Source organism: Streptomyces sp. P5F9 (genome assembly GCF_057961495.1).
On record NZ_JBXVPZ010000927.1, the window covers coordinates 1 to 1307 of the forward strand.

Below are 1307 nucleotides of genomic sequence, written 5' to 3' on the forward strand. Positions count from 1 at the left end.
GTCCCGCCCCCGCCCTTGGAGGACGAGCCCGGGTCGACGATCAACAGCACCGGCGCCCGCGTCTCCACGACCGTCCCGTCCATCTCCTCGACCCGCCGCACCTCCGCGTCGATCAGCACGGAGACCGGAGCCGCGTGATCCCCGCTAATCCGGGGCCGGGTCAACCGTGGATCGGAACCGACCTCCACCTCCGCGGTCACGGTCGCGTACTCCTCCGCCAACTCGGGCACCGGCCCGCGCCGCAGATCCGCCCCGTGCAGCCCGGCGGAAGCGGCGGCCGCGGCGACGGAGAGGAGCAGGGCGGCGATCGAGACCCGGGGCCATGCGGCGTGCCGCCACGAGGGTGCGGGGCGAACCCCCTCCAGTGAAACGTCTTCCGGTAAGAGGTCGGCGTCCGGCTGTGACGGGGCGTGGCTGACGTCTGCCCCTGCCCCTGGCCCTCCCCTTGGCCCTCCCCCTGCCCCTGCCCTGTCCCGCCGCCGCGTCACCAGCAACAGCACGAGCGCCACGGTCAGCGAGGCGGCGGCGACTCCTGTGACCCAGCCCGGTGACGCGTCCAGCGCCAGTGCCGCCGTCGCCCAGGCCGCGAGTGCGGGCGGCACGAGTCGTAGGTCCGTCGGTCCTTCCTGTCGGGGGTGTGCGGCACCCCGCCGGCTTCCGGAGTCGGCGTGCACGGTTCGGCGGGCCGGCGAAGGGACGTCGTCCTGTGCCGTGCGGCGAGGAGTCGTGGGCTCGGGCGGATCGTCGTGGACGCGGGTCACGGCTGGACCAGATCCCGCAGATCGGCGAAGCGACGGTCGCCGATGCCGTTGACCTGGCGCAGTTCGTCCACCGAGCGGAAACCGCCGTGCTGGGTGCGGTAGTCGATGATGTGCTGGGCCAGCACCGGGCCCACGCCGGGCAGGGTGTTGAGCTGATCCGCGGTGGCCGTGCTGAGGGAGACCGGAGCAGTCGGAGCGGCTCCCGCGGCAGAGCCCGCCGAGCCCGTGATCCCCGTGGTGTTCGCACCGCCCGCACCAGGCGCCGCCGCGGGGGCCGGACCGCCGACGACGATCTGCTCCCCGTCCACGAGGAACCGAGCCCGGTTGAGCCCGTCGGTGTTCGTGCCCGGACGCACCCCACCCGCCGCCCGCAACGCATCGGTCACCCGCGAACCGGCCGGAAGCCGATGAACCCCGGGCTCCCGGACCTTGCCGCTGACGTCCACGACGATCTCCGTACCGGCCGCACCCGAAGCGCCCTGCGCTCCGACCGACGAGACACGCGGTCCAGCCCTCTTCTCCGCAGCCGCATCCCCGCCGCCGTCC

The 1307-nt window shown here is 74.1% G+C and carries 1 protein-coding gene and 1 pseudogene; both read right to left on the reverse strand.

The features are described from left to right. Positions 1-674, reverse strand: a pseudogene (locus AC31A1_RS51535) (ComEC/Rec2 family competence protein); the annotation flags it as partial. 83 nt (positions 675-757) lie between these two features. Continuing rightward, the coding region (locus AC31A1_RS51540; RefSeq protein WP_489659933.1) for a ComEA family DNA-binding protein at positions 758-1307 on the reverse strand (550 nt) is incomplete at its 5' end.